Annotated in this window: 19 protein-coding genes; 12 read left to right on the top strand and 7 right to left on the bottom strand. The window is 60.3% G+C overall.

Annotated features, from left to right (window positions below; translation table 11 throughout):
* Nucleotides 1-31: 31 nt before the first annotated feature.
* Complete coding sequence (locus tag ACN0SY_RS05950) at nt 32-1,708, bottom strand: electron transfer flavoprotein-ubiquinone oxidoreductase (RefSeq protein ID WP_417685327.1); 1,677 nt, start codon at nt 1,706-1,708, stop codon at nt 32-34.
* Between the two features lie 347 nt (nt 1,709-2,055).
* On the opposite strand from ACN0SY_RS05950, the gene ACN0SY_RS05945 reads away from it, so the two are divergent.
* The 4 genes from ACN0SY_RS05945 (at nt 2,056) to ACN0SY_RS05930 (ending at nt 5,034) form a co-directional block, all read left to right on the top strand.
* Nucleotides 2,056-3,000 (top strand): uracil-DNA glycosylase, encoded by a 945-nt coding sequence (locus tag ACN0SY_RS05945; RefSeq protein ID WP_417685325.1) that lies wholly within the window; start codon nt 2,056-2,058, stop codon nt 2,998-3,000.
* A gap of 187 nt (nt 3,001-3,187) precedes the next feature.
* Nucleotides 3,188-3,811 (top strand): PilZ domain-containing protein, encoded by a 624-nt coding sequence (locus ACN0SY_RS05940; RefSeq protein WP_417685323.1) that lies wholly within the window; start codon nt 3,188-3,190, stop codon nt 3,809-3,811.
* Nucleotides 3,812-3,914: 103 nt separating this feature from the next.
* A complete protein-coding gene (locus ACN0SY_RS05935) occupies nt 3,915-4,769 on the top strand; it encodes a S49 family peptidase (RefSeq protein ID WP_417685321.1) in 855 nt (284 codons plus the stop codon).
* Between the two features lie 79 nt (nt 4,770-4,848).
* Nucleotides 4,849-5,034: a hypothetical protein gene (locus ACN0SY_RS05930; protein WP_417685319.1), complete on the top strand. Its 186-nt coding sequence runs from the start codon at nt 4,849-4,851 to the stop codon at nt 5,032-5,034.
* Between the two features lie 102 nt (nt 5,035-5,136).
* Here ACN0SY_RS05930 and ACN0SY_RS05925 read toward each other — a convergent pair whose 3' ends face one another.
* Both ACN0SY_RS05925 and ACN0SY_RS05920 read right to left on the bottom strand, forming a co-directional pair.
* Entirely contained in the window at nt 5,137-6,219 is a 1,083-nt protein-coding gene (locus ACN0SY_RS05925) for a DUF2778 domain-containing protein (RefSeq protein ID WP_417685318.1), read from the bottom strand.
* Between the two features lie 322 nt (nt 6,220-6,541).
* Nucleotides 6,542-7,150 carry a TetR family transcriptional regulator gene (locus ACN0SY_RS05920; protein WP_417685316.1) on the bottom strand — a complete coding sequence of 203 codons (609 nt, stop codon included), beginning with the start codon at nt 7,148-7,150 and terminating at the stop codon, nt 6,542-6,544.
* 100 nt (nt 7,151-7,250) lie between these two features.
* Here ACN0SY_RS05920 and ACN0SY_RS05915 point away from each other — a divergent pair, with 100 nt between their 5' ends.
* From ACN0SY_RS05915 to gltS, 3 genes are all read left to right on the top strand, one after another.
* Complete coding sequence (locus ACN0SY_RS05915; RefSeq protein WP_417685314.1) at nt 7,251-7,955, top strand: NIPSNAP family protein; 705 nt, start codon at nt 7,251-7,253, stop codon at nt 7,953-7,955.
* A gap of 211 nt (nt 7,956-8,166) precedes the next feature.
* Nucleotides 8,167-9,120, top strand: a complete 954-nt coding sequence (locus tag ACN0SY_RS05910) for a glycine--tRNA ligase subunit alpha (RefSeq protein WP_417685312.1) — start codon at nt 8,167-8,169, stop codon at nt 9,118-9,120.
* 96 nt (nt 9,121-9,216) lie between these two features.
* Nucleotides 9,217-10,434: a sodium/glutamate symporter gene (gltS, locus tag ACN0SY_RS05905; RefSeq protein WP_417685310.1), complete on the top strand. Its 1,218-nt coding sequence runs from the start codon at nt 9,217-9,219 to the stop codon at nt 10,432-10,434.
* A 20-nt stretch (nt 10,435-10,454) separates the two neighbouring features.
* On the opposite strand, the gene ACN0SY_RS05900 is transcribed toward gltS, so the two are convergent.
* Nucleotides 10,455-12,056: a putative bifunctional diguanylate cyclase/phosphodiesterase gene (locus tag ACN0SY_RS05900; RefSeq protein ID WP_417685308.1), complete on the bottom strand. Its 1,602-nt coding sequence runs from the start codon at nt 12,054-12,056 to the stop codon at nt 10,455-10,457.
* Between the two features lie 299 nt (nt 12,057-12,355).
* Between ACN0SY_RS05900 and glyS the strand changes: the two genes are divergently transcribed.
* Both glyS and ACN0SY_RS05890 read left to right on the top strand, forming a co-directional pair.
* Nucleotides 12,356-14,656, top strand: a complete 2,301-nt coding sequence (gene glyS, locus ACN0SY_RS05895; protein WP_417685306.1) for a glycine--tRNA ligase subunit beta — start codon at nt 12,356-12,358, stop codon at nt 14,654-14,656.
* A gap of 149 nt (nt 14,657-14,805) precedes the next feature.
* Complete coding sequence (locus ACN0SY_RS05890) at nt 14,806-16,050, top strand: MFS transporter (protein ID WP_417685304.1); 1,245 nt, start codon at nt 14,806-14,808, stop codon at nt 16,048-16,050.
* Between the two features lie 3 nt (nt 16,051-16,053).
* On the opposite strand, the gene chrA is transcribed toward ACN0SY_RS05890, so the two are convergent.
* The 3 genes from chrA to ACN0SY_RS05875 form a co-directional block, all read right to left on the bottom strand.
* Nucleotides 16,054-17,310 (bottom strand): chromate efflux transporter, encoded by a 1,257-nt coding sequence (chrA, locus tag ACN0SY_RS05885; RefSeq protein WP_417685302.1) that lies wholly within the window; start codon nt 17,308-17,310, stop codon nt 16,054-16,056.
* 23 nt (nt 17,311-17,333) lie between these two features.
* Nucleotides 17,334-18,179, bottom strand: coding sequence for a chromate resistance protein ChrB domain-containing protein (locus tag ACN0SY_RS05880; protein ID WP_417685301.1), 846 nt, complete (start codon nt 18,177-18,179; stop codon nt 17,334-17,336).
* A gap of 136 nt (nt 18,180-18,315) precedes the next feature.
* A complete protein-coding gene (locus ACN0SY_RS05875; RefSeq protein ID WP_417685299.1) occupies nt 18,316-19,554 on the bottom strand; it encodes an MFS transporter in 1,239 nt (412 codons plus the stop codon).
* A 379-nt stretch (nt 19,555-19,933) separates the two neighbouring features.
* Here ACN0SY_RS05875 and nadA point away from each other — a divergent pair, with 379 nt between their 5' ends.
* The 3 genes from nadA to ACN0SY_RS05860 are packed head-to-tail and all read left to right on the top strand — an operon-like array spanning nt 19,934 to nt 23,487.
* On the top strand, nt 19,934-21,019 hold the full coding sequence (nadA, locus tag ACN0SY_RS05870; RefSeq protein WP_417685297.1) for a quinolinate synthase NadA: 1,086 nt from the start codon (nt 19,934-19,936) through the stop codon (nt 21,017-21,019).
* 14 nt (nt 21,020-21,033) lie between these two features.
* Nucleotides 21,034-21,864 carry a hypothetical protein gene (locus ACN0SY_RS05865; protein WP_417685295.1) on the top strand — a complete coding sequence of 277 codons (831 nt, stop codon included), beginning with the start codon at nt 21,034-21,036 and terminating at the stop codon, nt 21,862-21,864.
* Between the two features lie 12 nt (nt 21,865-21,876).
* Nucleotides 21,877-23,487: an L-aspartate oxidase gene (locus ACN0SY_RS05860; protein ID WP_417685293.1), complete on the top strand. Its 1,611-nt coding sequence runs from the start codon at nt 21,877-21,879 to the stop codon at nt 23,485-23,487.
* Nucleotides 23,488-23,491: the final 4 nt, after the last annotated feature.

Below are 23,491 nucleotides of genomic sequence, written 5' to 3'. Positions count from 1 at the left end.
GGCAGGTCCCCTCTGACAATCGTTATCGGCTTTACATATTCGGATAGTTCGGGCCGCCAGAGCCCTCTGGAACCGTCCAGGTGATGTTGCCGTTCGGATCCTTGATGTCGCAGGTCTTGCAGTGGACGCAGTTCTGCGCGTTGATCTGGAAGCGTGGAGCATCCTCGCCTTCCTCGATCCACTCGTAGACGCCGGCAGGGCAGTAGCGGTTGGACGGGCCGGCATAGACATCGTGCTCGGACCGCTTCTGCAGCTCCATGTCCTCGACCTTAAGGTGGATCGGCTGGTCTTCCTCGTGGTTGGTGTTCGACAGGAACACGGAGGAAAGCTTGTCGAAGGAAATCACCCCGTCCGGCTTGGGATAGTCGATCTTCTTGCAGTCCTTGGCCGGCTTCAGGCTCTCCGCGTCACTTTTGCCATGGCTGAGCGTGCCGAAGAAGGAGAAGCCGAACAGCTCGTTGGTCCACATGTCCAGACCGCCGAGCGCAATGCCGAGTACCGTGCCGAACTTCGACCATAGCGGCTTGACGTTGCGCACCGCCTTGAGGTCCTTGCCGATCTCGCTTTCGCGCCATGCCGTATCGTATGAGCCAAGCTCGGTGTTGGCTTCGCCGCGGCCGATGGCGGACATCACCTCTTCCGCTGCCAGCATGCCGGAGAGCATGGCATTGTGCGAACCCTTGATCCGGGGAACGTTCACGAAGCCTGCCGAGCAGCCCATGATCAGTCCGCCGGGGAAGGACAGTTTCGGCACCGACTGGAAGCCGCCCTCGGTGATCGCGCGCGCGCCATAGGAGATGCGCTTGCCGCCCTCGAATACGTCACGAATGGCCGGATGGGTCTTGAAGCGCTGGAACTCGTCGAACGGGGAAAGCCACGGATTCTGATAGTTCAGATGCAGGACGAAGCCGACAGCGACCTGGTTGTCCTCAAGGTGATATAGGAACGATCCGCCGCCGGTCTTGCCGTCGAGCGGCCAGCCGAAGGAATGCTGCACCAGGCCGAGCTGGTGCTTCGCCGGATCGATCTGCCACAATTCTTTGATGCCGATGCCGAATTTCGGCGTGTCCGAGTTGGCATCCAGGTCGTATTTCTCGATCAGCTGCTTTGCAAGAGAGCCTCTGGCACCTTCGCCGATCAGAACGTACTTGCCCCGCAGCTCCATGCCGCGGGTGAACATCGCATTGGGCTGGCCATCACGGCCAATGCCCATGTCCCCGGTCGCGACACCTACGACGCGGCCCTGATCGTCATACAGGATTTCGGCTGCTGCAAAACCCGGATAGATTTCCACGCCGAGGGCCTCGGCTTTTTCGGCGAGCCAGCGGCAGACATTCCCCAGAGAGACGATGTAGTTGCCATGGTTGTTCATGAGCTTGGGCATGAACATGTTCGGAAGCCGCATGGAGCCCGCCGGCCCAAGAACGAGGAAATGATCGGCGTTGACTTCCGTCTTGATCGGAGTGTCCTCGTCGCGCCATTCGGGCAGCAACTTGTCCAGGGCGACCGGATCGATCACGGCGCCTGAGAGAATGTGAGCGCCGACTTCGGAGCCCTTTTCCAGAACGACGACACTGATCTCTTCGCCTTTTTCGGCCGCGATCTGTTTCAGACGAATGGCCGCTGCCAGACCGGCCGGTCCGGCGCCGACGATGACAACGTCAACGTCCATGCTCTCGCGTTCGCCCAATGCGTCCTGTTCCGACATACGGTTCTCCCTCATGCACACCGGTCGTGGCCGGCCCTCGTCCGTTTTCGCATCAACCTGTCACCGAAACACGCACTAAATGACGCTGCATCGGTGCAAACAGGTTTGGAAGGCCGTGCCGATCCTGAATTGTCCGGACATAGGCCCTTTTTTCATCTCCTCGTCAAGAGATGAGCTAACCTTTACGTAAGCGGAAATTATGTCATCCCTGCGAGAATGTGAAGGTCTCCCGTCGTATCCGTCCTGGCCATACAACCATTGGACAACCTCGAGCAACGTCTGTGCGGTCTCCGGGCGGCCTTTGTTTTTGCGCGCCGAGGCGATAGATTGCGCATCGGAGGCCCATATTGCAGACAAGCGACAACGCACGGCGGGAACTGGAATCCCTTATCGAGTTCTACACTGAATCTGGGGTCGACTGCTTCATCGGCGAGGAGGCGGTGGACAGCTTTGTCTTGTCTGAAGAGTTGCTCCGCCAGCAACAGGCAATGCGCTCTGCCGCGCAGTCCGGTGCTTTCTCGCCACCCTCGTCAAAGGGGCCGGCTGACCTGGGCAGGCCTGTTGCGAGCGCTTCCTTTGAACGCCCGCAGCCTCTTGCGCAAGGCGCTGGTGCTCAGCGGCAAAATCCGCTGACGGCGCCTGTGGCCGGAGGCTCCTTTGCCGATGCGGTCATGCCGGACAAGGAAGCCGTCGCCTCTGCTCGCGAAGCGGCGCGTGAGGCGAAATCGCTCGATGAGCTGAAAGACTGCCTTCTGCGGTTCAACGGCTGCAACCTGCGCCTGACCGCAAAGAACCTGGTGTTTGCCGACGGCAACCCCAACGCCCGGGTCATGCTGATCGGCGAGGCGCCGGGGCGTGACGAGGACCTTCAGGGCAAGCCCTTCGTGGGACGGTCGGGCCAGCTGTTGGACAAGATGTTGGGGGCGATAGGACTGGATCGCTCTTCGGTCTACATCGCGAATGTCGTTCCCTGGCGACCGCCGGGCAACCGCACGCCGACGCCCCAGGAAACAGAAATCTGCAAGCCCTTCATCAGACGGCAGATCGAACTGGCCCAGCCGGATGTGCTGGTTTTCCTTGGTGCGGCTTCCGCCAAGAGCCTGCTCGACGTGCAGGATGGAATTCGCCGGCTCCGAGGCCGCTGGATGACATTCGAGGCGGGAGAGCGCTCCATCGAGTGCCTAGCGACCTACCACCCGGCATATCTCCTGCGCAATCCAATCGAAAAACGGCTGTCCTGGCGCGATTTTTTATCGCTCAGGCAGAAAATTTCAACATTGGGTCAAATCTGATCCATTGTACTGATTCCGCAGGGTGTTTTTCGAATAGACCCCTCGCAAACCCCAGAAATCTGCCAATTTCCTGACATTTTTTACAGTGTCGTTAACGTCCGGTTGTGGGTTCTCATGTTAATTTTTCCTCATCCAAGAGGGTATTGCTTTGAACATTTTGCCAGCCAACATACCGGAGAATGCGGTTGTGTCGGTCCTCATCGTAGATTTGGAGGGCCTGAGCTGCATTGAAGCTTCCGCTTCCGGTTTCAACAGGTCCGGTTGCCGCATCCTCACTGACCGCGTCGGTGAGTTGCGTGAAACCATCGGTCTGCGGGTCAACGGTCTCGAGAAGATGATCCGGGGCCGGATCACCTCCGTCTCCAACGGCGACGCACAGGTAACTTTCGAATTCGAAGACGAAAAGCCGAAAGAAAAACGCAAGGAAAATCGTCGGCAGGTGCGTATCCCGGCGCAGGTTTCTGACCGGCGCGGAGGTATCGTAATCCGCTGCATCATCGTCGATGCCAGCAAGTCCGGCTGCCGCCTGGACGCGCGCGATCTCGACCTCTTGCCCGATGACGTGCTGTTGCACATCGTCGGTCTGGATCTTCCGGTAAATGGACGGATTGCGTGGCGCTCTCCCGGATGCGCCGGGGTGGAACTCCTCTGGCAGTTCACCAAGAGCCACGAATTCAAAACCCCACATCAAAACGGTGCCGGACATGGCGGCGATGCGGGTGGGCCCGGTGGTGCTGAGGAAGATGCGCGGACGAAACGCAGGACTGGCGGCGCTTTCGGGGTCGGACGCAGGAAGCCGGAGCTGAACTGACAGTTTTTTGAACCTCGCGGTGGTTCAGGGCCCGTGAGCTGCTCTTTTATCCTGGTTTTCCCGGACCTATATGCATCTTAGCATTCAAACGGGATCCATTTTAGTGTTCGACAAACTCCGCAAGCTTCTTCCCAAGAAATTCCGCAAGGACGGCAAGGTCGTTCCGGTCGTTCGCCTGCAAGGGCCCATCGGGATGGCGACGCCGTTGCGCCCGGGTTTGTGTCTGGCGTCGGTCGCGCTGCCGCTGGAAAAGGCCTTCTCGATGAAAAAGGCACCGGCCGTTGCGCTGATCGTCAACTCCCCGGGTGGCTCTCCCGTCCAGTCGCGCCTGATCTTCCAGCGCATCAAGGACCTGGCGAAGGAGAACGAGAAGGAAGTGCTCGTCTTCGTTGAGGATGTCGCGGCCAGCGGCGGCTACATGATCGCCCTTGCGGGAGACGAGATCATAGCCGATCCGTCGTCCATCGTCGGGTCCATCGGGGTGGTGGCAGCCGGCTTCGGCTTCCCCGATCTTCTCAAGAAGATCGGCGTCGAGCGCCGGGTCTACACGGCCGGCGAGAAGAAGGTCATTCTCGATCCCTTCCAGGAAGAGAACGCCGAAGACATCGAGTACCTGAAGGGGTTGCAGCTCGAGATCCACGAGATCTTCATCGACATGGTCAAGGAAAGCCGCGGCGACGTTCTGAGCGACGATCCGGATCTCTTCTCCGGCAAGTTCTGGACAGGCCGATCGGCGCGTGACCTCGGCCTCGTCGATGCACTGGGAGACCTGCGGAGCACCTTGAAGGATCGCTACGGCAAGGAAACAGAACCCAAGCTCATTGCAGCGCCGCGCGGACTGTTCGGACGACGCTCCGGTGTCGGCGGTATTTTCGGGTCCGTAGGTCTGGGAGACGCCGGACGCGACTTGATTTCGGCCGCCGAGGAGCGCAGCCTCTGGTCACGTTTTGGCCTTTGAAATTGCTTAGGCGAGTTCGCTTGAACCGTTGCCCGCCCCGCCTGCGGGCGATGGCAGGATCAGGGAAGGGGTACGGGGTATGACGGAACTGTTCGGTGTGGCTGCCCTTGCAGTCGGCGGCTATTGGGTCGTCAAGCGGGTCAAGAAGAAAATGGCCGAAATGGAAAAGCAGTTCTCTGAGATGACGGCCAGGGCGACAGGCGAACCCAAGCTCGCCGGGACGCTCATCCGCGATCCGAAGACGGGCAAGTACAGGCCGCAATAGCTGCAGCTGGACCCCTGCGGCTTTCTCGAAACGCCATGAAAAACGCCGGCAGAACGGCTGCCGGCGTTGAAGAGTTCGCGTTTCTCGGACGCGGCCTCCCGATCAGAGTGCGGCCATGTAGACCGGAAGGTCTGCCATTTCCTTCACGACAATCAGCTTGGTCACCTTGCCGGCTTTGAACGCATTCAGGAACTTGTTGTAGTCCTTGAAGGCGACGCAGCCATGCGATCCGATCCGTCCGCGCAGAAGATTGGTGTGCGTGAGCATGCCGTCGCGGCCGAACATGGCGGCCTGATCGACCGGAAGCATCCGGATTGCCTCGACGCCGTGGAACCGGCGCTCGCGCATACGCAGATTATAGATGTTCGGAGGCGTGGGGCCCTTGTTGCGCACCTTCACGTATTTCGGGTTGTCGAGCATCTTGCCGATCCCGGAATGGGCCTCAAGCTTCGTGCCGTCGGGCATGTGCACAGTGGCGGCGCTGATATCGTAGACGGCAATGCCGCTGCCGCGTGCCGGCAGGCTGACCTTGCCCTTGCTGAAGATCTTCGACAGACCGCCGTAGGTGCTGTTGTCGTCCGCGGTGGGATCACCAGCAGCCGCATAGCCAAGAGCCATTGTCGGCGCTGGGCTCGCCGCGACGCCGCGTTGCCGCTTGCTCAGCGGATGGCTGGCAGGCACAGGAGTGGTCAGGGAGGCGACAGCCATACGGTCTTCAGGGGCTGCGAACCTGAAGCTGGCTGAGGTCCTTCCGGCTGTTTCCAGCGTTTCGTTGGCGGCAAGTCGTGCAGCTGCGCGCTCGAGTGCCTTGCGGTGGCGATCCTCGGCTGCAGACAGGGTCGCTGCCAGCTTGTCCTTGGCCGCCTTGATATCGGCTTCAAGCTGTTCACGCTCGCGCGTTGTCTCGGCCTCGATACCGTCCAGCCGCGGGGCAATGGCCCTGGCAAGCTGCATGGCGCGTTCGGCAGCCGATGGCGGCAGCTCAGCGACGCGTTTCTGGAGCGAGGGGGAAGGGGTGAAGGTGGAGGCGACGTCGCGCTGCAACCCGGGAAGGATCGTTGCTGCAGCGACAATAGCCACCGCCAGAAGGGAGAAGGCGACGAGAAGCGCCTTGCGGTAGCCACGGGCACAATCGACTGCCGTGGCCGCTCCGGGGCGTTCGGAGGGCTTTTTACTCAAAGACATAAAGGGTCCAGACTACGCGTAACCCGCCCGCACTTCATGTGCCGGCATTCAGTTCAGCTCTGCTGCGTCATCGAAGCAGTTCGATGCGTCACCACTGTCAGTCGACTATGGAAAAACTTGGTAACCAAGTTGTTTACGCCTTGCAGAATTGGGCCAAGACCACCCAAACACGGCCATTTTGCGGCACTTTTCGTTTGGTGAACCAATTGCCGGTTCAAAGGTAAACGAAGTCTTTAGTGCCGGATCAGCAAGAATTACGAGCCCGTTTCAACACTTGGGGTTCAACGGTTTCAGGTTTTGACAGGGGGATGACGGCTAGCGATTAGTGCTGGATCTGGGAGACCTGTAGCGATCGCAATACCGGTTTCAAGCTGGCTCTGAGAGCAGCCGCGCTACGGCTCGCCTTTGCCATGATGATGCCGCCCGTGAATGCCGCAACGACGAAATCGGCAAGGGAGGCAAGCTCCTCGTCTGTCAGCGAAGTGCCTTTTGCATCGCTGCGAAGCTTGCGGGTGATGGCACTCGTCCAGCTCTCGAATATCTCCTGGAGGGCGGATCGGAAAGCTGCGTCCTGCGTCGAAAGTTCCGCCGCCAGGTTGCCAAGCGGGCACCCTTCGGAGCCCCCGGCGGCCTCTATATCGCCGATTATCGACCGGAACACGATTTCGACACCTTCCCGGGCAGTGGCGGCACGTTCGATCGGAGCGATCCAGGTGGATGCAATGGCGGCCGTTACATCTTCCTGGATTACGGCCAGGCCGAGCTCATGCTTGGTCGGGAAGTGGTGGGCAAATGCGCCACTGGATACGCCGGCATGGTTGCGAACCGACTGCATGGCAGTGGCGTTGTAGCCGTCTCGGGCAAACAGTTCGAATGCTGCGCGGGTGATCTTCCGACGCATTCCTCTTGGATCGTTCGTTCTGCCCGACATGCTCATTTCCTATTGTCTCGAGAGTTGCAAAATACCAGCTTGACAAAACAGGTCAATTAATCTGTTTTAAAACAGGTCAAATGATCCGTTTGGAGAAATCATGATGCCGTCAGGCACGGTCTACGAATTGCGACGCTACAGGCTTCAATGCGGCAAGCGTGAAACCCTGATTGAACTCTTCGAGCGGGAGTTCATCGAAACGCAGGAGTTGACGGGCATGTCTGTCCACGGGATCTACCGGGACGCCGACGATCCTGATGCCTTTGTGTGGTTCAGAAGCTTTCCGGACATGGAGCACAGGGCGCGGGCGCTGGCTGCATTTTACGGCGGGCCCGTCTGGGCCAGATGGGGCGCGGATGCCAATGCCACCATGCTGAATTCCGATAACGTGCTCTTGCTGCAGTCCGTCGGAAAGGCCGTGGACTTCGGCCGCTCTGCTGCGAGCGGTGGTGTTGTAACCATTTCGACCTGCGCCCTTGCGCCCGGGACAGCTGCGAGCTTTGCGAAGGAGTGGCAGAAGGCGGTTGCGCCCGAACTCCTGCGATCCGGAGCTCGCATCGATGCGGCGTTTGTCACCGAAGCGCGCGCGAACACATTTCCGCGTCTGCCTGTTCGGGAAGGCGAGACCGTGTTCGTCTGGGTTTCGGCCTTTGAGAATGAGGCGGAATGCGCCAACCACGAGCGCCTTCTCGCGGTATCGGCGACCTGGCAGGATCAGGCTTTTCCCTGGCTGGACCGCCAGATATGGAGGCCGCTTGAGCGCGTGTACTTGTCACCGACGTCACGATCCCGCCACGGTTGGTAGCGGGACTTCGGCGCAATCGCAGCCCGAACGACGCCAGACCAGGCCAGACCAGACCAGGCCAAGGTGTGGCCGAGGCATGCAGGGACATGACCGGGCCTTTTGCTGCTGGCGCTTGACCTTCCCGCCTCTCCGTGGCACCAGTCGCCCCGACGGCGCGGCCTGAGTTTGCGCCCCTTTCGTGTCCTCTGGTTCCGACGGAAAACTGAACACCATGTCGAGCGAACTTCCCGCACATATGCGCCCCGAGAATTCTTTCCAGGGGCTGATCCTTGCCCTGCAGCGCTTCTGGGCCGATCAGGGCTGCGTGGTGCTTCAGCCATACGATATGGAAGTCGGCGCCGGCACGTTCCATCCGGCGACCACGCTGCGCTCGCTTGGTCCGCGCCCGTGGAAGGCAGCCTATGTTCAGCCGTCCCGCCGACCGACCGACGGGCGGTACGGCGAAAACCCGAACCGCCTGCAGCACTATTACCAGTTTCAGGTGATCCTGAAGCCGTCGCCGGAAAACCTGCAGCAGCTCTATCTGGACTCGCTCAAGGCGATCGGGCTGGATTCCTCCGTGCACGATATCCGCTTCGTCGAGGACGATTGGGAAAGCCCGACCCTGGGTGCCTGGGGGCTTGGCTGGGAATGCTGGTGTGACGGGATGGAAGTCTCGCAGTTCACCTACTTCCAGCAGGTCGCAGGCTTCGAGTGTTCACCGGTTTCCGGCGAGCTGACCTACGGTCTTGAGCGCATCGCCATGTACGTTCAGGGCGTCGATAACGTCTACGACCTGAACTACAACGGCATGGAAGGCGATCAGAAGATCAGTTACGGCGACGTGTTCCTCCAGGCCGAACAGGAATACTCCCGGCACAACTTCGAGCACGCGGACACCGAGATGCTGTTCCGTCACTTCAAGGATGCCGAGAACGAGTGCCGCGCCCTTCTGGCCGCAGGTGCCAAGGCCCGCGAAGAGTCCGGTGCAAGGGTTCACCAGGTCGTGTTGCCGGCCTACGACCAGTGCATCAAGGCCTCCCACGCCTTCAATCTGCTCGATGCGCGCGGTGTTATCTCCGTGACCGAGCGCCAGAGCTACATTCTGCGGGTACGTGAACTTGCCAAGGCGTGCGGCGCTGCATTTCTGGAGACGGAAGCAGGCGGCATCGGCTACCAGGCCTGACCTTGCCCTCCGCACGACCAGTGCTGACGGCGGGGTGACAAGGCGAAGCCACCCCGTTAGCTTCGGAGGAACAGGAAGACACGGAGCGGCCCGGGGATGGATGGTGCGATCACGCTGAGCGAGTTCACGAGCTTCAACATCGCGATCGTGGTCTATTTCCTTGGCGTCCACCTGAACAGCGTCATTCCCTTTCTCAACCGGTACAACATTCCCGAGCCGGTTTCGGGCGGGTTGCTCGTCGCGCTTTTGTCCCTGCTTGTCTATCTCTTTACCGGCGATCAGATCGGTTTCTCGCTCGAAATTCGTGATTTCCTGCTGCTGTATTTCTTCACCACGATCGGCCTCAATGCGCGCTTTTCGGATCTTGTGAGGGGCGGAAAGCCGCTGCTGGTCCTGCTGGTGCTGACTGTCGGTTACATGTGCCTTCAGAACGGGATTGCCACGGGGCTTGCCACGGCCATGGGACTTCCGGTTGGTTTCGGTCTGCTGGGGGGCACCATCTCGCTCGTCGGCGGGCACGGAACAGCAATCGCCTGGGGGCCGACGTTGGCGCAGGACTATGGAGTTGCCGGAGCAGTTGAACTTGGAGCGGCAACGGCAACGCTGGGACTTATCGCGGCGTCACTGCTTGGCGGGCCGGTAGCCGACATCCTGATCAACCGGCGTGGCGGCAAGCCGGGAGCGGAAGTTCACCAGCAGACGCCGGTGATCGGCCTCGAACATGAGAGTGAGGCGACCGCGACAGTGACGCACCACGGCGTCATGCGCGCTCTTTTGTGGCTGAACATCGCCATTGCTCTGGGCGCGGTCCTGCGCGAAGCGTTGAGCGCGGGTGTTGGTCTGGACCTTCCGCTCTTTGTCGTCTGTCTGTTTTGCGGAATTCTCTTGTCCAACATCGTGCCCTGGCTCCTTCCCAAGCTGGTGTGGCCGGCGCGGTCCCGCTCCCTTGCCGTCATCTCCGATCTGGCACTCGGTGTCTTCCTGACCATGTCCTTGATGAGTTTGCAGCTATGGACCATCGCGGGACTGGCAGGGCCCATGATGGCGATCCTCGCCGCCCAGTTGGCGGGAGCCGCGCTGTTTATCATCTTCGTGCTCTATCCGGTCATGGGGCGTGGCTATGAGTCAGCCGTCCTTGGAGCGGGTTTCGCGGGGTTTGCGCTGGGCGCGACGCCGACGGCGATCGCAAACATGACAGCGGTGACCAAGCAATATGGCGCGGCAACGCGAGCTTTCCTGATCCTGCCGCTCTTGTCCGCTTTCTTCGTGGATCTCGCCAATGCTGCGATTATCTGGCTGTTTCTTGGCGGTTGATCGTCGTTCGAGGGCAGGTGTTAATCGCCCACCGCAGCCCGGTGCAAGGGCGGCTCATCGACGTTCGCCAATTCAGCGCCCGCTTGATGGTCCAACTGGGCTCCAAGCCTGCTTGCCGATCTGGCCGGCGCGAACAGGAAGCCCTGGCCAAAGGTACAGCCGCTGGCAACGAGCCGTTCGACGACGTCCTGTTGTTCAATGCCTTCGGCGACGGTTTCGATCCCCAGTCCCTTGGCGAGCACGAGGATCGCATCGATGATGGCGTCACATTCGGCACTCTCGCCCATCTGCATGGTGAAGGACTTGTCGATCTTGACCTTGTGGATCGGGAAGCTCCGCAGATAGCCAAGGCTTGACTGTCCGGTGCCGAAATCGTCCAGCGCGATGCGGATGCGCGCTTCCGCAAGCTGATCGAGAATCGAGCGAGCCGAGCGCGGGTTCTTCATCAGCGACGTCTCTGTGATTTCGAGAATGAGCCGCTCCGGCGCGAGCCCCGTTTCTCCCAGGATCGTCATGATTTTCAGCGGCAGCGTGTGATCATGAAGCTGCAGCGGAGAAACGTTGAAGCTCAGGAACGTGTCGCTCGGCCAGTTCATCGCGACCCGGCAGGCCTCTCGCAGCAGTTGGTCGGTAAGCTCCGTGATCAGGCCGCAATCTTCCGCGATCGAGATAAACTGCTCGGGCGGCACATGGCCGAAATCCCGGTCCACCCAACGGGCCAGCGCCTCGAAACCCATCACGCGCTTGTCGGCCAGTGTCAGGATCGGCTGATAATGTACTTCGATTTCCCGTGCCGCGAGTGCCGAGCGCAGTCTTTGCTCCAGGAGCGTCCGGTGCAGGATCGCAGCATCCATCTCCAGTTCGAAAAAGCGGAACACGGAGCGGCCTGAGGTCTTGGCACGGTAGAGTGCAATGTCGGCCCTGCGCAGAAGTTCTGTGACCGAATAGCCATCGTCAGGGAACAGTGCGATGCCGATGCCGGTTCCAACCTGAACCTGACGGTTATCCAGAAGGAACGGCTCCTGGATTGCAGCAAGCAGACGTCGGGCCAGACTTGCAGCGTTGGCCTTCTCCTCCAGTTCGGGCGACAGAATGGCAAACTCGTCGCCGCCAAGACGGGCAACGAACCCGTCAGGGCCCACGACCTCCTTCAGCCTGCCCGCAAACTCACGAAGCAGAATGTCGCCAAAACCGTGGCCGTAGACATCGTTGATCGGCTTGAACCCGTCAACGTCGAGCATCATGACTGCCCGGTAATTGCCATAGGGAACGCTCGACGTCAGTTTCTCGAAATCCTCGTGGAACTTGCGGCGATTGGGAAGGCCGGTAAGGGCGTCGTGCTGGGCAAGTTGCCGCGCCTCCTGCTCGGCGGCGCTTCGGGTCGATACTTCCCGTTTCAGTCGCACGAGGCGATACATTCCAAAAATGAAGCCGACAATAGCGGTTGCGATGGAGTAACCGGCGAACAGGTCGAACGCCCTGAACATCCAGGGCGTACTGTTGTGCATGATGAAATCATGAGGACTAAGCCGCGCGATCAAGTAGCCACAAGGCAGAATGACGACCGTCAGCCAGACGGCCTTCTTGACGGTGCGTATTTTGAACGGCTTGAACAGATCCACTGTTTGCGAACTCTTGAAGAACAATCCCAAGCTACAGAAATGACGATTATTTGTTGAGGAAGGGTGAATTGTTGTGACTGATAAAAATATCATGCTCATTATTCTCACTCGGCAAAATAGTGTTGTTATAAATTCTAGGTTGTAGTCACTCTGTTGTTTCGTTCCTGGTTGTGGCAGGGCATGCCCTTCAGGGAACATCGGCGCTGCGAGGGGGTGACAAAACGGCGATGAATTGGTAACGGACAGGCCACTGTTTCCGCTGGCGTTTCGCTGGCCGTTTACCGAAGGCCCTGACCTCTATGCCCGATCTCCTGCTTGAACTTTTCAGCGAGGAAATCCCCGCGCGCATGCAGCGCCGCGCAGCTGAAGACCTGAAGTCGCTTGTGACCAATGCCCTGGTTGATGCGGGGCTTCCCTATGAGGGTGCGAAGGCATTTGCGACGCCGCGCCGTCTCGCCCTTCATGTTGCAGGTGTTCCCGTCGCATCCGCCGCCACCCGCGAAGAGCGCAAGGGCCCCCGTGTCGGGTCTCCGGAAAAGGCGGTCGAGGGCTTTCTGCGGGGTGCCGGACTTTCGTCCATTGACGAAGCGACGATCCAGAGCGATCCGAAGAAGGGCGAGTTCTACGTCGCCGTCATCGAGAAGCCGGGCCGTCAGGCGATCGACGTCATTGCCGAAGTCATGCCGGGCCTGATCAAGGGCTTCCCCTGGCCGAAGTCCATGCGCTGGGGCGAAGGCTCCATGCGCTGGGTGCGTCCGCTGCATTCCATCGTGGCCACCTTCGGCCCGGAAACCGAAGAGCCGGACGTTGTCGCGTTCGAGGTCGAAGGCATCAAGGCGGGCAAGACAACACGCGGCCACCGTTTCCTTGCGGACAAGGCTTTCGACGTGCGCCGCTTTGACGACTACGCGCCGGCGCTTGAAAAGCACAAGGTTGTCCTGGATGCCGACCGGCGCAAGGACATGATCCTGCACGATGCCCGCGACCGGGCGCTGGCGCTGGGCCTGGAGCTGGTCGAGGACGAGGGTCTTCTGGAAGAAGTCGCCGGGCTGGTCGAATGGCCGGTGGTCCTGACCGGAACCTTCGAGCAGGAGTTTCTCGAGATCCCGGATGAATGCATCCGCCTGACCATTCGCGCGAACCAGAAATGCTTCGTGCTGAAGGACCCGAAGACCGGCCGTCTTGCCAATCGTTTCGTTCTGACCTCGAACATCGAGGCGGCGGACGGCGGAAAGGTCATCGTTGCCGGCAACGAGAAGGTCATTCGCGCCCGCCTGTCCGACGCCCGCTTCTTCTGGGAAACGGACCTCAAGACCAGGCTGGCCGACAACCTGCCGAAGCTCGACAGCATCGTGTTCCACGAGAAGCTTGGAACGCAAGGAGAGCGCGTGAAGCGCCTTGAGGCCCTTGCTGCCGAGATCGCACCGCTCGTCGGAGCCGATGTCGCAAAGGCAAAGCGCGGTGCGCAGCTCGCCAAGGCGGACCTCGTTTCTTCCATGGTCTACGAGTTCCCGGAACTCCAGGGCCAGATGGGCCGTACCTATGCCGAAAAGCAGGGCGAGGACGCCTCCGTCGCCATCGCCATCGAGGATCATTACCGCCCGCAGGGTCCGAGCGACAAGGTGCCGACCGACCCGGTCGCCATTGCCGTCGCCCTTGCCGACAAGCTGGACCTTCTCGCCGGTTTCTGGGCCATCGATGAAAAGCCGACCGGCTCGAAGGATCCCTTCGCGCTGCGCCGCGCTGCCCTCGGCGTGATCCGGATCGCTCTGGAAAACAATCTGCGTCTGCCGCTGGCAACCCTGATTTTGGCGGCGCATAAAAATATGGAAGTGCAGAAACTCCAGAATCTTATTGCGTCAGATAGGCTCGATTTCGTGACTGATCCTTCGCAGGGTAGTCAGGCATACGAAGGCAGAGACTTCACACTTAGCTCTCTGATTGAAGCATATGACGGATCTGACGATAAAGTTATCTACCCAGTTGACGTCTATGATTTTGATGGGACACCGCCATATGCTGAGTTGACGAATGGTGCTGAACCGGTTTTGGCCCTGCGAGGGCTTAAATATGGCGAAGACCTCCTGTCCTTCTTCGCTGATCGTCTGAAGGTCCACCTGAAGGACGAGGGCGCACGCCACGACCTGATCGACGCGGTCTTTGCCCTGGGCGGTCAGGACGATCTTCTGATGGTGGTCAAGCGCGTCGAGGCTCTGGGCAAGTTCGTTGCTTCCGACGATGGTGCGAACCTTGCCGCCGGCTACAAGCGTGCGGTCAATATCCTGAAGGCGGAAGAAAAGAAGGATGGTGCGTCGGTCGAGGGCCGCCCGCATGCCGATCACTTCCGCGAGCAGGCCGAGATCGATCTGGCCTCCGCCATCGACACCGCGCGTGCCGATGCCGCCGATGCCGTCAAGGCCGAGGACTTCGAAGGTGCAATGACTGCACTGTCTAGACTTCGTGCGCCGGTCGACAAGTTCTTCGAGGATATCCTGGTCAACGCCGATGAGGCCGACATTCGCATGAACCGTCTTCGCCTTCTGGCCGAAATCCGGGACGCAGCGCATGTCGTTGCGGACTTCTCCAAGATCGCCGGCTAGGAACGGACAGAACCATTTCCGGGAGCGGCCAGTCCGCTCCCGGGCTTTTGTGGCGCTAGCCAGGAGGGGCCTGTCCCGTTCCAAGCAGGATCGCCGTCGTAGCGACTGTCCGGTACTTTTTCCGGCAGCCACTTGAGGACGCACAGCGAATGACCGAGCTGGAACCGGACGTGGAACCGAAAAAAGCCTGGCGCCGGATCCCGCGCAGCATCTGGGTTCTGGGCTTCGTGTCCATGCTCATGGATATTTCCTCGGAAATGATCCACGTGCTGCTGCCGGTCTACCTTGTATCGGTCCTCGGGGCCTCCGCCGTGACGGTCGGCTTCATCGAGGGTATGGCCGAGGCGACCGCTTCCTTTACCAAGGTCTTTTCAGGTGGCTTGAGTGACTGGCTGCGCAAGCGCAAGTCCCTTGTTTTGATCGGATACTCGCTGGCGGCCATCACAAAGCCGATCTTCCCGCTCGCCCAGTCTGTTGACTGGATCATCGGAGCCCGCTTCGTCGACCGCATCGGGAAGGGGATACGCGGGGCACCACGCAACGCGCTGATCGCCGATATAGCCCCTCCTGATCTTCGCGGTGCAAGTTTCGGCCTGCGCCAGTCGCTCGACACCATCGGCGCATTCGTCGGACCGATCCTGGTCATGCTCCTCATGATCGCCTTCGCAGGCAGCTACGAGGCGGTGTTCTGGATCGCCGTCATCCCGGCGTTCCTGGCCGTCGCGCTGATCGTGTTTGCCGTGCGAGAGCCCGAGGATGGCTTTGACAAGCAGTCTCGCCGAACCAATCCGATCAGCCGGCGAGAACTCGCGCAGCTGACACCGGCGTATTGGGGCGCCCTGGTATTGGCCTTCGTTATTGCCTTGTCTCGCTTTTCCGAGGCCTTTCTCGTTCTGAAAGGGCAGGACCTCGGGCTCGCGGTGATGTTCGTTCCAATGGTCTACGTGGTCATGAACATTGCCTACGCAATCTCGGCCTATCCGGCGGGCTCCCTGTCGGACACCGCCGGGCGCAAGGGCCTGCTCGCAGTCGGGCTCGGCTTTCTGATCGCCGCGGACCTGGCGCTGGCGCTGGTGCCCGGCCTCGCGGGCCTTGCGCTTGGCACCATCCTCTGGGGCTTCCATCTCGGTTTCACCAGCGGCGTTCTGGATGCGCTTGTGTCGGACCATGCGCCCAGGCATCTGCGCGGCACGGCCTTCGGCCTGTTCAACCTGGTCAATGGTGCGGGGCTGCTGCTGGCCAGCCTGATTGCAGGCATTCTGTGGGATCAGGTCGGTCCCTCGGGCACGTTCCTGGCCGGCGGTGCGCTTGCCACTCTTTCGCTCATCGGGCTGCCGCTGTTGATCAGCAAGGCCGTCAACGGACCGAAGCGAGACAAGACGAGCGGCACCTGACCGCTACATCTGGCTGATCGCCCAGCCGCATGCCGCCATCGCGACAAGCACCTTGCCGAGCCCCAGATGCAGCCTGAGCAGCAGGACCGCCGCTATCACGGTCAGCACCGCTGCGCGCCAGTCGAACGTTGCGGCATCCGGCAGCCAAAGTGCCAGCGGCCCCATCGGATGCCGGGTCACCTCGCCAAACATGGTATGCAACGCGAACCAGAGGCCAAGATTGAGGATCACGCCGACGACGGCAGCGGTGATGGCGGCAAGCGCACCGCGCAGCTTGGGAGCCTTGTCCAGCCGGTCTATGAACGGGGCACCGGTGAAGACCCAGAGGAAGCACGGGGTAAAGGTGACCCACAGCCCGACCGCTGCAGCTGCAAATCCGAGCGCGATGCCACCGGCTTTTTCACCGGCTAGATAGGCGACGAACTCCGTCACCAGGATCAGTGGTCCCGGCGTCGTTTCGGCAAGGCCGAGTGCGTCGATCATCTCGTTTGCGCTCAGCCAGTCGCGATTGACGGCAACCTCCTGACCAAGATAGGCAAGCACCGCGTAGGCGCCGCCGAACGTCACCACCGCGAGCTTGGAAAAGAGCAGGCCGATCTCGACCAGAATGTCGCCCCGGCCGAGGGCGAACCAGAGCGCTGCCAGCGGCACCAGCCATAGGGCGAGCCAGACCAGAGCGGTTTGAACGGTGCGCCGGAGTGTTCCTGACGGTATCGGGGACGTCGCTTCGTGATCACCCCGGCTGGTCGCAAAACCGTAGATCGCCGCCACTGCGATGATGACCGGGAAGGGTACGTCGAAGAAGAAGATCGCTGCAAAGGCAAGGCCTGCAAATACCCAGTGATCCCTCCGGTGCGGGGCGCGTCTGGAAATGCGCAAGAGAGCTTCGATGACGATGATGATCACTGCAGCCTTGATGCCGAGAAACAGTGCCTGCACAAGCGGCGCTGCGCCAAACTCGGCGTAAAGACCGGCAAGCAACAGCACGACCATGGCGCCGGGCAGGATGAAGCTGAGGCCGGCAATCAGCCCGCCGGCGACGCCATGCAGCCGCCAGCCGGACCAGGCGGCCAGTTGCATGGCCTCCGGTCCGGGTAACAGCATGCAGAAGCTCAGGGCGTTGAGATAGGTCTTCTCGTCGAGCCACTTCTTCTCGTCGACCAGCACCCGGTGCATCAGGGCGATCTGGGCGGCTGGTCCGCCAAAAGACAACAGGCCGATTTTTAGCCAAACCCGCGCGGCTTGGCCGATCGAAGGCATGTCTCGGGTGCTTTCCGGTCTGATCACGCCGCAGCTCCGTTGCTTGGCCAATTGTGGGTTTCATCCGCCGCATCCCTTGCCCAGCGATAGAACGCATCGTAAAGGCCAAGGCCGGCATCGAGTTGACGCAGGTCATCCTTGTGAAGCCGCGAGAGGCCCAGAGAAGCTGCTAGAAGTCCCGCGCACTCGGGAGCAAGGTCAAGCCTTGCCGTGTCCGCCCCGCGCACGATGGTCGCCAGTCGGCTCAGGGCAGGTGTCTCAAGCCCGAAAACACGGATCAGAGTGTCGAAGCTACATTCTTCTCCCTGATGACTGAGCGCAACGCCTTCGACATCGAACGGCACTGCACCGTAACGCTCCGAGACGGAGAGTACATCTTGCGGAGAAACGAACAGAAAGACCGCATGAGGGTCGATGAACCTGCGGATAAGCCAAGGGCAGGCGATCCGGTCGATCTTTGGGCGCTGACGGGTCACCCATAGCGTCGACCCAAGTGGCCCTTGCGCGACCCGACGTGGAATGGCGCTAAACGGTACGCGTGGAAGCGAGGCCGCCGACCAGGCTTCCGTTCCACCCTCCAGGCTTTCCGCGCTGGCGCCCAGGTGACGCAGCAAGGCGGCATGATATTGGCTGATTTTCAGGCCCTTCTTGCATATGATCACGATCTTTCGGTCTGGGAAAGCCGCGTGCAGTCTGGCAGTGAAATCCGGGGCGCAGAGGCTCTCTGCCGGCGGTCTGAAGGTACCCGGAATGAGGAAAGGGTCAGCCTCGAAATCGTCGATGTCGCGCACGTCAACAAGGGCGGGACAATCCGGTGTTCCGATAAGGCGCTGGAGTTGGGATATGGTAATTTCTGTAGGCGCAGCCATGGCGTCCTCCTCGCGGTTAAACGGGATATAAGGACGCGAACTTTGGGCTGACGCCTCACGGGGATGTCGCGGTGAACCCCTTGGGCAGGAATATGGACGGGCACGCGGCGTTGGTCAAGCCGCCGCGTGCTTGGTTTTATTCGGCCGGGACATTGGCCAGACGCGGGACCGGCTGCTCCTTGATCGGCCAGTGAACGATGGCCGCGAAGATTCCGAGCGCGATGCCGACATACCAGATCGCGTCATAGGACCCGGTCTCGTCATAGAGCTTGCCGCCCAGCCAGACACCGAGGAACGAGCCGACCTGGTGCGAGAAGAAGACGAAGCCGAACAGGGTCGCCATGTAGCGCGGACCGAACATGACCGCGATCAGCCCTGATGTCGGCGGGACCGTCGACAGCCACAGGAAGCCCATGGCGCCTGCGAACAGCAATACCGAGAGCGGCGAAGCCGGGACAAGCAGGAAGACGGTGATCGCAATCGCGCGGCCGAGATAGATGAGCGACAGGAAGATGGATTTCGAATAGCGCCCGCCGATGTACCCGGAGGCAAGCGCACCGACAACATTGCAAAGGCCGATGAGCGCGAGCGCGGTCGCACCCCACTTGGGATCGAGGCCGAGGTCGGCGATATAGGGAGGCAGGTGAACGGTAATGAAGGCGACGTGGAAGCCGCAGACGAAGAAGCCGATCGTCAGCAGCACGAAGCCGCGGGTGCCGAAGGCCTCAGAAATGGCCTGGGGAAGGCTCTGGGCACCGGCAGTGCCTGCCGCCGGGCCTGCTTCTGCCTTGCCGCGCAGAACGACGGCCAGCAGCGGTATCAGCATGACGATGCCGGAGAAGATGATCAGCGTTTGCTGCCAGCCAAGCGCCTCGATCAGACCATTGCCGAGCGGGGCGAAGATGAACTGGCCCAGGGAGCCCGAGGCCGTGCCGACGCCGAATGCCAGCGAACGCTGCGCCGCTGAGACGCGCCGTCCGAAGGCGGCCAGCACCAGCGAGAAAGAGGAAAAGGCAATGCCGAGACCGATCATCACGCCAGCGGAGACATGCAGCGCAACCGCCGTTTCCGCCGATGTCATCATCACAAGGCCGACAGCGTAGAACACTGCGCCGAGAGTAAGGGTGCGCCAGGTGCCGAAGCGGTCGGACATCATGCCGGAGATGGGCTGCGCTGCGCCCCAGATCAGGTTCTGGATGGCGATGGCGAGCGCGAAGATCTCGCGGCTCCAGTCCCGGGCCTCGGTCATCGGCTGGAAGAACAAGCCCATGGCCGAGCGAGGGCCGAAGGAGATTAGCGCGATCAGACAGCCGCACACGATGATGAGGGGGATATTCGGGCCGTCGCGATGTGTCGCTGTCGTGGACGTGGCCATGCGTTGTCTCCGGATCGGTGAGGCAAGAAGCGAGACGATACGCCGTGGGTCGCATCTTAAAAAGCGATTTCTTTTGAATAACGTATAAGCATTGTGAATGGGTTCGCCGGGACTTGCGGCTTGGTGATGAGCTGGCCGACACACATGCGGGTTCGTGAGCCGTCTTCGGAAAAATTTACGATTTCCGTATGTTTAAATCATTGAAACTAAAATGGTATTTTTGCCCATACCGCGTGCAGCGAGAAAGACTATGGATTTAAACGTTTAAACCGCCTATATAAGCTCCGAACGAGCAAAAGAGATGTGCATGGGCTTATGGCCCGTTTTCTTTTGCGAATAATATGCTCAAGTTGAGCATAATGTCCTGAGGGAGGTCGCCATGACCATCACCAGTACCCCCGACGCCTTCAAGGGCGCCACGCCGACTGCCACCGTCGCACTGGACCGTTTCGGTCCGGTCGAGCGTCCGGATCTCGCCTATACGCCCGAAGTGGCCGAGGCGACCGCGCCGATCTACGAGAAGGTGAAGCACATCATTCCGGCCATCGAATGGCCTGCACTGGCGCCGACGATCCACGCGATCAACAAGCTCAAGAAAGAGCGCAACGCGGTGATCCTGGCCCATAACTACATGACGCCGGACATCTACCACGGTGTTGCCGACATCGTCGGCGACAGCCTGCAGCTTGCCATCGAGGCAACGCGCACCGATGCGGATGTCATCGTCCAGTGCGGCGTGCACTTCATGGCCGAGACCTCCAAGATCCTCAGCCCGGAGAAGACCGTGCTGATCCCGGACATGAAGGCAGGCTGTTCGCTGGCGGAGAGTATCACCGGGGCCGATGTACGCGCCCTGCGTGAACGCAACCCGGGCATCCCGATCATCACCTATGTGAACACGTCCGCCGACGTGAAGGCCGAGTGTGACATCTGCTGCACTTCTTCCAACGCGCTGCAGGTGGTCGAGAGCTTCGGCGTCGACAAGGTGTTTCTGATCCCGGACAAGTATCTGGCGGCCAATGTCGGCAACAAGACCGACGTGGAAGTCCTGGTCTGGGACGGCGCATGCGAAGTGCATGAGCGCTTCACCGCCCAGGAACTGCGCGACTACCGCAAGATCGAACCGAACGTGAAGATCATTGCGCACCCCGAGTGCCCGCCGGAAGTCGTCGCGGAAGCCGACTTTGCCGGTTCCACCGCGCACATGATCGACTGGGTGAAGACCAAGCGCCCTGAAAAGGTGATGATGATCACCGAGTGCTCCATGGCCGACAACGTTGCCAGCGAGACGCCGGGCGTGGACTACATCCGTCCGTGCAATCTGTGTCCGCACATGAAGCGGATCACGCTCGGAAAGATCCTCGACTCCCTGGTCGAGATGAAGGAAGAAGTGGTTGTCGATCCGGTCATCGCCGAAAAGGCCCGCATTGCGGTCGAGCGGATGATTAATCTTCCTAGTGACTAATAGGAATTACCAACGTGGATGGCGCAACCAAAGATAGAGATAGCAGATCACCTACTGACGTTTATTTGAAGGTCAAAAGATGGTCTGCGATTTTTTGGATTGTCTGTTTTGTTTATCTATTAGGCGGTGTCGATCAGACTTCAATCAAGGATTTTAAGTTCCTTGGGTTGAAAATTTCTGATGATAATCTTGTGCCATTTCTTGTGTTTTTTGTTTCAATTTACATGCTTTACAATTTGATATTCTGCTGGGGGGTCCAGAATTCAGTTGTGAAAAATGATCCCTTCATTAAGGCGGACTTTACAGCGCATTATGTTGTCTCGTTGGGCGTTGTTGTTCTCTGTGCGTTTAAATTAATTTCGTCGACGACGAATCTTGTTGATGACCTTACCAGATTCATATCTAAATTAATTGATATTTCGGATGGTTTTATTTCCGCAAGTGTAATTGCTCAGCTAATTTATCTAGCTCTGGCGCTAAGCACTTTGCTATTTTCTGTGGCAGGTGTGCGCAAAATATTTTTATTGCGTGTCCAGTTACGGAATTCCGAAGAGCGAATTCTTTTTGACGAACTGGTTAGTGGGAGTTGGCGGTTTTATTTTTCCCCACAACGAACTAAGGAAGCCTCAAAAATAGTGAAATTTTCCCCCGATGGAACCTTCGCAAAGGGTGGGAATGACAATGAGACGACCTGGTCCATACAGAATGGCATTCTCGAAATTATGAATCGAGAAGGCAAAGTTTTCAGTCGTTTCAAAAGAGACGGTGAAGCCTTCACGCACACTAACGACGAAGATACGCTTTCGCTTCGCGATCAATTCATCGAGAAGCTTGAAAAACAATAGCTGGACATAGATATGGGCTTATCGATCGAGGATTTCGCCCCCGCGCTTGCGGGCAAGGACGTCGATGACGTCGTCATTCTGGGCGGCGGTCTGGCCGGCCTGTTCTGTGCGCTGAAGCTGGCGCCGCGGCCGGTGACGGTCATCTCCAACGCACCGATCGGGCAGGGGGCATCCTCCGCCTGGGCGCAGGGAGGCATTGCGGCAGCCGTTTCCGAGCATGACACCTTCGAAAAGCACCGCGATGACACGCTGGCAGCGGGCGCTGGCATCTGCGAGGAAAAGATCGTCGAGCAAATGACCCGCGAGGCGGGCGACCGGGTGCGCGATCTCCTGTCCTACGGCGTTCCCTTCGATCAGGATCTGGAAGGCCGCCTGCAGCTTTCCCGCGAGGCGGCACACTCTGAAAACCGTGTCGTTCGCGTGCGTGGCGACATGGCCGGACGGGCCATCATGGATGCTTTGATCGCAGCGGTCCGCAAGACCCCGTCGATCCGGGTCCTGGAAGGCTTCATGGGCGAAAGCCTGATCGGTGAGGGGCGTTATGTAACCGGCGTCATGGCGCGCAAGCGCGGCGGGCTGGAGCGCATGGCCTTCCCGGCTCATGCGGTGGTCCTGGCCTCGGGCGGAATCGGCCACCTTTACGGCGTCACCACCAACCCGGGCGAAGCCAATGGCCACGGCCTTGCCATGGCCGCCCGCGCCGGTGCGGTCATTGCCGATGCCGAGTTCGTCCAGTTTCACCCGACGGCGCTGAACGTCGGCAAGGACCCGGCCCCGCTGGCGACCGAGGCCCTTCGCGGCGATGGCGCTCTCCTGATCAACTCCGCCGGAGAGCGCTTCATGGAAAAGATCCATGAACTGGCGGAACTTGCCCCGCGCGACATCGTCGCCCGTGCGATCCACCGGGAAGTCACCGCCGGCCGGGGCGCGTTTCTCGATTGCCGCGAAGCCATCGGCGCGAGCTTTGCCGAGCGTTACCCGACGGTCTTCGCCGCTTGCCAGGAGGCTGGTATCGATCCGGCGACCCAGCCGATCCCTGTCGCTCCCGCCGAGCATTACCACATGGGCGGCGTTCTGACCGACGCCAACGGCCGCACATCGCTCGATGGCCTATGGGCGGCAGGCGAAGTTGCCTCGACGGGCGCTCACGGCGCCAACCGCCTTGCCTCGAACTCGCTTCTCGAAGCCGTGGTCTTCGCGGCTCGCATTGCCGAGGACATCCAGGGCCTGATGCCGACCCCGCGCAGTGCCTACTGGAACGAGCTGGACAGCGAACCGGGCCTGCCGAGCCAGCGCAATACGGAAGAGCGCGAGGCGATTACCATCCTGCGCGAGACCCTCAGCCGCAACGTCGGCGTCGAGCGCGACGCGGACAGCCTGCGCCAGGCGCTTGCCGATATCGCCCGGGCCGAAGCCAGCTGCCAGCGTGTCTCCATCCGCAACATGATGATCTCCGGGCGCATCATTGCGGCTGCTGCTCTCAAGCGGACCGAGAGCCGCGGCGGTCACTTCCGCTCCGACTTCCCTGAAGCCGATCCGGCGCAGGCAAAGCGCTCCTACACAACGCTGGCCGAGGTCGATCGGATCGCCGCCGAAGCCGTCGCCACCAAGACCGGAGCCTGAGCCT

Source organism: Roseibium sp. (genome assembly GCF_048261595.1).
Taxonomy (GTDB): Bacteria; Pseudomonadota; Alphaproteobacteria; order Rhizobiales; family Stappiaceae; genus Roseibium.
The sequence above is the reverse complement of the archived record's forward strand: the minus strand, read 5'-3'. Positions and strand labels throughout refer to the sequence as shown.

What these genes read in the sequence shown, in the direction of transcription:
- ACN0SY_RS05950 (WP_417685327.1), bottom strand. Translation starts at nt 1,708, where the DNA reads ATGTCGGAACAGGACGCATTGGGCGAACGCGAGAGCATGGACGTTGAC.
- ACN0SY_RS05910 (WP_417685312.1), top strand. Translation starts at nt 8,167, where the DNA reads ATGTCGAGCGAACTTCCCGCACATATGCGCCCCGAGAATTCTTTCCAG.
- glyS (WP_417685306.1), top strand. Translation starts at nt 12,356, where the DNA reads ATGCCCGATCTCCTGCTTGAACTTTTCAGCGAGGAAATCCCCGCGCGC.
- ACN0SY_RS05930 (WP_417685319.1), top strand. Translation starts at nt 4,849, where the DNA reads ATGACGGAACTGTTCGGTGTGGCTGCCCTTGCAGTCGGCGGCTATTGG.
- ACN0SY_RS05875 (WP_417685299.1), bottom strand. Translation starts at nt 19,554, where the DNA reads ATGGCCACGTCCACGACAGCGACACATCGCGACGGCCCGAATATCCCC.
- ACN0SY_RS05925 (WP_417685318.1), bottom strand. Translation starts at nt 6,219, where the DNA reads ATGTCTTTGAGTAAAAAGCCCTCCGAACGCCCCGGAGCGGCCACGGCA.
- ACN0SY_RS05880 (WP_417685301.1), bottom strand. Translation starts at nt 18,179, where the DNA reads ATGGCTGCGCCTACAGAAATTACCATATCCCAACTCCAGCGCCTTATC.
- chrA (WP_417685302.1), bottom strand. Translation starts at nt 17,310, where the DNA reads ATGCCTTCGATCGGCCAAGCCGCGCGGGTTTGGCTAAAAATCGGCCTG.
- ACN0SY_RS05920 (WP_417685316.1), bottom strand. Translation starts at nt 7,150, where the DNA reads ATGTCGGGCAGAACGAACGATCCAAGAGGAATGCGTCGGAAGATCACC.
- nadA (WP_417685297.1), top strand. Translation starts at nt 19,934, where the DNA reads ATGACCATCACCAGTACCCCCGACGCCTTCAAGGGCGCCACGCCGACT.
- ACN0SY_RS05915 (WP_417685314.1), top strand. Translation starts at nt 7,251, where the DNA reads ATGATGCCGTCAGGCACGGTCTACGAATTGCGACGCTACAGGCTTCAA.
- gltS (WP_417685310.1), top strand. Translation starts at nt 9,217, where the DNA reads ATGGATGGTGCGATCACGCTGAGCGAGTTCACGAGCTTCAACATCGCG.
- ACN0SY_RS05890 (WP_417685304.1), top strand. Translation starts at nt 14,806, where the DNA reads ATGACCGAGCTGGAACCGGACGTGGAACCGAAAAAAGCCTGGCGCCGG.
- ACN0SY_RS05860 (WP_417685293.1), top strand. Translation starts at nt 21,877, where the DNA reads ATGGGCTTATCGATCGAGGATTTCGCCCCCGCGCTTGCGGGCAAGGAC.